This window comes from Streptomyces sp. NPDC048297, assembly GCF_043201585.1.
Classification (GTDB): domain Bacteria; phylum Actinomycetota; class Actinomycetes; order Streptomycetales; family Streptomycetaceae; genus Streptomyces.
The window spans coordinates 1-6,165 of sequence record NZ_JBICZA010000076.1; the positions used below are offsets into that span (position 1 = coordinate 1).

At 67.7% G+C, this 6,165-nt stretch carries 1 protein-coding gene; it reads left to right on the plus strand.

What is annotated here, in order from left to right:
- Positions 1-343: 343 nt before the first annotated feature.
- A partial coding sequence (locus tag ACGFYV_RS37370; RefSeq protein ID WP_393883005.1) for a DNRLRE domain-containing protein occupies positions 344-6,165 on the plus strand: 5,822 nt, incomplete at its 3' end.

Consider the following 6,165-nt stretch of genomic DNA (forward strand, 5'->3'; position numbering starts at 1 on the left):
CGTCTCTCTTGTCGCTGATTTTTGGGTGCCGATTGATGGCTGGTTTATGGTGATGGATGGCTGGATTGGATATGCCAGAGTCACTTTGTTGGGTTTCCTTCTTTCTTTTTATGCGCGCTTTACCTTTGGGGTCACCCGGTAAGCGATCTTAGTGTTGCTACGGGCTTTTTTGTCCTCTTTTGAGCTCAGCTAGTTTTGCGGCTGCCCTGTGACCTATGGGGTTTCTGTGAACATGGGAGCTTGGATGAGCAAGAGGGTGGGGGCCAGGCGGAGACCTGGCTTACTTGGGTTTGAGCGTTCGTGGTGCCGGGGTATAGCCGGTTCGCTGGCGTTGGCTCTGGCTATGACTGCGCTTGCCGAGGCGGAGCCGGCGTTTGCGGCCGGCTCCGCTGTTGGAGGGGGTACGGCAGCGTCTTCCCAGTCGAAGGCGAAGCATTACGCCTCGTCTGCGGGGGACTTGGCGTCGGCGCGGGTGCTGGCCCGTTTGTCGGGCAAGCGGGTCGAGGCCTTGTCGGAGCGGACGGAGACGTCCACGACGTGGGTGAATGCCGATGGCTCGCTGACGACGGATCTGTCGGCCGGGCCGGTGCGGTTCAAGGATGCGGGCGAGTGGCGCTCGGTTGATCTGAATCTGCAGGCGGTTGGTGGGCGGGTTGAGCCCAAGGCTCATCCGCAGGGTCTGCGTCTGGGTGGCGGCCAGGCCGTGGCGGCCGCGAAGCGGTCTGCTTCGTCGGCATCGGCGGCGCACGATCTGGTGAAGCTGGGCGAGGGCGACCGGCAGATCGCCTTGCAGTGGAAGGGTGACCTGCCCAAGCCGAAGCTGAAGGGCAACCGCGCGACCTACGCGGGTGCCGCTTCTGGCGCGGATGTGGTGGTCGAGGCGACCCGCAGTGGCTTCGAGCAGTACGTGGTGCTCGGCGACCGTCCGGGCGAGGGCTACTCGTACACGCTGCCGCTGAAGGCCAAGAGCCTGAAGGTGCGGCAGTTGAAGGACGGCAGCCTGCTGTTCACGGACAAGAAGGGCAAGAAGCAGGCCACCATGCCGGCCCCGGTGATGTGGGACGCGCGGGTGGACAAGGTCTCCGGTGAGCACACGCACCAGGCCCCGGTGAAGCTGAAGGTCGTCCGCAGCAAGGACGCGATCAACCTGGTGTTCACGCCGGATGCGAAGTTCCTCGCCGACCCCAAAACGCAGTACCCGGTCACGGTCGACCCTTCTACGTCGGCGCTGTCCAACGTGTTCGACACCTACGCCCAGCAGGGTGAGACCACCGATCTGTCCACCGATGTGGAGCTGGACCTCGGCAACCCGGGGACGACGAACCCCGACGGCACCCCGCGGCTCGCACGGTCGTTCATCACCTGGAACACGGCGCGCATCAGCGACTCGCTGGTGTCGAACGCGAAGCTGTCGCTGTGGAACTTCCACTCCGGCAACACCGACTGCAATCCCCACTCGTGGGAGGTGTGGGACGCGGGCAAGGCGTCGACCGGGACGCGGTGGACCGCCCAGCCCGCGTGGGTCCAGAAGATGGCCACGTCCACAGAGACCAAGGGCAACCCGGGCTGCACCTCGGCCCCGGACGGCTGGGTCAACGCGGATGTCACCAACCTCGTCCAGACCTGGGCTTCTGCGAAGAACACCACGTCTGGTATGGGACTACGCGCTCTGGACGAGGCCAACGTCCAGCTGTGGAAGCGGTTCAATTCGGCCAACGCTGCGTCCAACGTGCCGAAACTGACCGTCACCTACAACTACCGGCCCAAGACCGGCACCGACCAGCAGGCCGGCCCGCCGTTCTTCCAGAACTCCTCCGGCACCTGGTACGTCAACACCACCACGCCGACCTTGAGCGACACCTTCGTCGACGTCAACAATGACAAGGTCGACGGCACCTTCGAGATCGACGACGCGACGACGGGCACGCAGGTCGGCAACTACCTGGTCTCACCGTTCGTGCCGTCGGGACAACAGGCGTCGGTGACGGTTCCCTCCGGTCTGCTCACCAACGGCAAGACCTACAAGTTCCGCACCAACCCCTATGACGGCCTGCACTACAACAACGACTGGTCCGCGTATGCGACGTTCACCGTCGACACGTCCGCTCCCTCCGCACCGACCGCGGTGACCTCAACGGACTACCCGTCCGCTTCGTGGGTCAAGGGCGCTGGCCAGGCCGGCGTGTTCACGGTGACGCCTGCGTCGGGTGACCAGAACGGCATCGAGTGGTCGCTGGACGGCACGACCTGGACGAAGGTCGCCACCAGCGGCACCACCCCGGTCAACGTCACCGTCAAACCGGCCAAGGCGGGCACCAACACTCTGCAGGTGAGGTCGACCGACAAGGCGGACAACAAGTCCGAGGCCCTCTCCTACACCTTCCATGTCGGCCCCGGCGGCGTCACCAGCCCCGACGAGGGCACCCGCACCGCCGCCCGACTTCCCTTGATGGCTGAGGCGGACGGCTCGAAGTTCGACAACGTGACCTTCTCCTGGCGCCGCGGCGAGGCCGATGCCTGGACCACCATTTCCACCGGGGACGTGACGGTCGGCGGGCAGCCGCTGTCGGCCTGGCCCGTTGCTTTGAGCAGTGGCAAGAGCCCGAAGCTGACCTGGAACGCCACCTCCACCGTCAACCCCGACGGGGCCGTGCAGATCCGGGCCGACTTCACTGGTCCCTCGAGTGCTTCCGCCTCGTCCGATCCTGTCAACGTCACCGTCGCTCGCATCGCCGACGGCGCCGCGAGCGAGGACGTGGGCCCGGGTTCGGTGAACCTGCTGACCGGTGACTACACGCTCTCCGACAACGACGCTTCCTTCTTCGGCCTGTCGGTTGACCGCACTGCGTCCTCACGTTCTCCGCAGGCGGGGACCGGCACCGGCCAGCAGGCACCGATCTTCGGCAAGGAGTGGCTCTACGGAGCCGCCGGTGAGCAGACGTCCACCCCGTGGACAGTGCTGGCCAAAACGTCGGCGACATCGGTGAGTGTGGGGGCGGCGGGCGATGACACCCGCCTGAACTTCACCCAGAACGCCGCGAAGACCGGCTGGATCCCGGAGGTCGGCGCCGAGGACTACGACCTCACCGGCAGCTTCAGCGGCACCTTCACCCTGAAGAGCTCCGACGGCGAGACCACCACCTTCGATCCGGTCAGCGGCAGCACCACCTTGTGGAACGCCTCCACCTCCTACCTGGAGGGACTGGCCAACACCACGACCACCACGGTCAGCGAAGCGGTCACGGTGGGCGAGACCAAGACCTCCCGCCCCAAGCTGCTCATCGCCCCGACCTCGGCTGTCACCGCCTCGGCCTGCGCGGCCGACCCGTCGACCAAGGGCTGCCGGGTCCTGCAGTTCATCTACGCTCCGGCCACCACCGCGACCAGTTCCGCACTGGGAGACGTCAAGGACCAGGTCTCGGCGATCAAGCTGTGGTCGACCGCGCCCGGGGCCTCGTTGTCTACCGCGCAAACCGTCGCCTCCTACGCCTACGACGACAGTGGCCGGCTGCGCGAGCAGTGGGACCCACGCGTCAGCCCCGCGCTGAAAACGGCCTACACCTACGACAGCGCCGGCCGCGTCACCACACTCACGCCGGCCGGACAGCTGCCGTGGACCTTCACCTACGGGCAGGCAGGATCCAACCCGGCCGCCGGCGCCGGGATGCTACTCAAGGCCTCCCGCCCGACACTCACGCCGGGCAGTGCCAGCCAGACCAACGGCACCGCCGCCACCAGCATCGTCTACGGTGTTCCGCTGAGTGGTTCCACCGCGCCGGAGGACCTCGGCGCTTCCGCTCTGGCTTCCTGGGCACAGACCGATGCTCCCAGCGACGCCACCGCAGTCTTCCCCTCCGACCAGGTGCCCGCCGGTAACGAGGGCAGCGCGCTGACCGCAGGCTCCTACACCCGGGCCGGCATCCACTACCTGGACGCCTCCGGCCGCGAGGTCAACGAAGCCACCCCTGGCCACCACATCACGGTCACCGAGTACGACCAGTTCGGCAACACGGTCCGGTCTCTGACCGCGGGCAACCGCGAGCTGGCCCTGGGCACGACCACGGCCCAGAAGACGGAACTGACCGGGCTGGGCATCAGCAGCCTCGCCTCGGCCGAGCGGGCCCAGCTGCTGTCCACCACCAGCATCTACAGCGACACCGGCACCCGCGAGGTGGAGGAGGACGGCCCGATCCACCAGGTCGTCCTCGGAGCCAAGCTGCTCAGCGGCACCACCACCGTCGCGCAGGCCGGCAGCAAGGTTGTCGCCCGCGCTCAGACCCTCAAGGAGTACGACAGCGGCCGCCCCACCGACGGCACCGCCGCCGTCAAGGACCAGGTCACCAAGGAGACCACTGGTGCCCAGCTGCGGGCCTGGCCGACCCTGACCGCCGACCCGCGCGTGGTCGCGACCGGCCTCGACTGGGTCAAGGGCGTCGTTACCACCAGCACCCAGGACCCGGGCGGACTGGCGCTGACCACGACCACCACCTACGACACCCAGGGACGGGTCGTCAAGACCGCCCTGCCCGCCTCGACCGGCAGTGACGCTGGGGCGACGCAGACCACCTACTACTCCGCCACCGGCACGGGCACCTGCAACGGCCGTCCGGAATGGGCGGACATGGTCTGCCAGACCGCACCGGCCGCAGCGATCACCGGTGGCGGCTCCAACCCCGCCCAGCTGCCGACCAAGACCACCGAGTACGCCACCGACGGGCAGGTCGCCAAGGTCACCGAGACCGCCAACGGCACCACCCGCACCACCGCCAACGGCTACGACACGGCAGGCCGCCCCACCACCGTCACCATCACCGGCGGCCTCGGAACGGCCGTGCCGGCCACCACCACCAGCTACGACACGGCGACCGGTCTGGCGAACAAGCAGACCTCAACCGCCGGCGGCACCATCAGCGAGACCTTCGACCAGCTCGGCCGTCAGATGACCTACACCGACGCCGACGCGGGCACCACCACCACCGAGTACGACAGTCTCAACCGCCCGTCGAAGGTCACCGACACCGTCCCGTCGACGACCACCTACACCTACGACACCGCCATCGACCCGCGCGGCCTGACCACCTCGGTCACCGACTCGGTCGCCGGCACCTTCACCGCCCGCTACGACGCCGACGGTGACGTGGCCACCCAGACCCTGCCCGGCGGCTACACCCAGACCGACGAACAGGACACCACCGGCTCAGCCACCGCCCGCACCTACACCCGCACCAGCGACGGCACCGTCCTCGCGGCCGACACCGTCAGCGAGAACACCCACAGCCAGATCGTCACCCACGGCGGCACCCCGGGCGTCACCGCCTCCCAGGCGTACACCTACGACAACACCGGCCGCCTCACCCAGGTCCAGGACACCGGCGCCGACGCCATCTGCACCACCCGCAGCTACACCTTCGACAAGAACAGCAACCGCAAGGCCCTGGCCACGGCCACGGCCGGCGTCGGCCTCGACTGCACCACCACCGGCGCCACCACCACCAACTCCACCTACGACAGCGCCGACCGGCTCGTCGACACCGGCTACACCTACGACAACTTCGGCCGCACCACCGCCCTGCCCGGCACCACCCTCGCCTACTACAACAACGACCTCGCCCAGCAGCAGACCGCCGGCACCCAGCGCCAGACCTGGACCCTCGACTCCAACCTGCGCTTCCGCGCCTGGACCACCGAGACCAACACCTCCGGCACCTGGACCCAGACCGCCACCAAGACCAACCACTACGACTCCGACTCCGACAACCCCCGCTGGATCACCGAAAACACCAGCGGCAGCCTCACCCGCAACATCGACGGCCCCGCCGGCGACCTCGCAGCCACCAGCACCGCCACCAGCGGCACCGTCCTCCAACTCGCCAACCTCCACGGCGACGTCACCCTCCAACTCCCCCTCGACACCAGCACCGCCCCGACCGTCCTGGACGCCGACGAATACGGCAACCCCCGCCCCGGCCAGCAACCCACCCGCTACGGCTGGCTCGGCACCAAACAACGCTCCAGCGAAACCGCCACCGGCCTCACCCTCATGGGCGTCCGCCTCTACAACCCCACCACCGGACGCTTCCTGTCCACCGACCCCGTCCCCGGCGGCAACGCAAACGCCTACGTCTACCCCAGCGACCCCATCAACGCCTACGACCTCAACGGCAA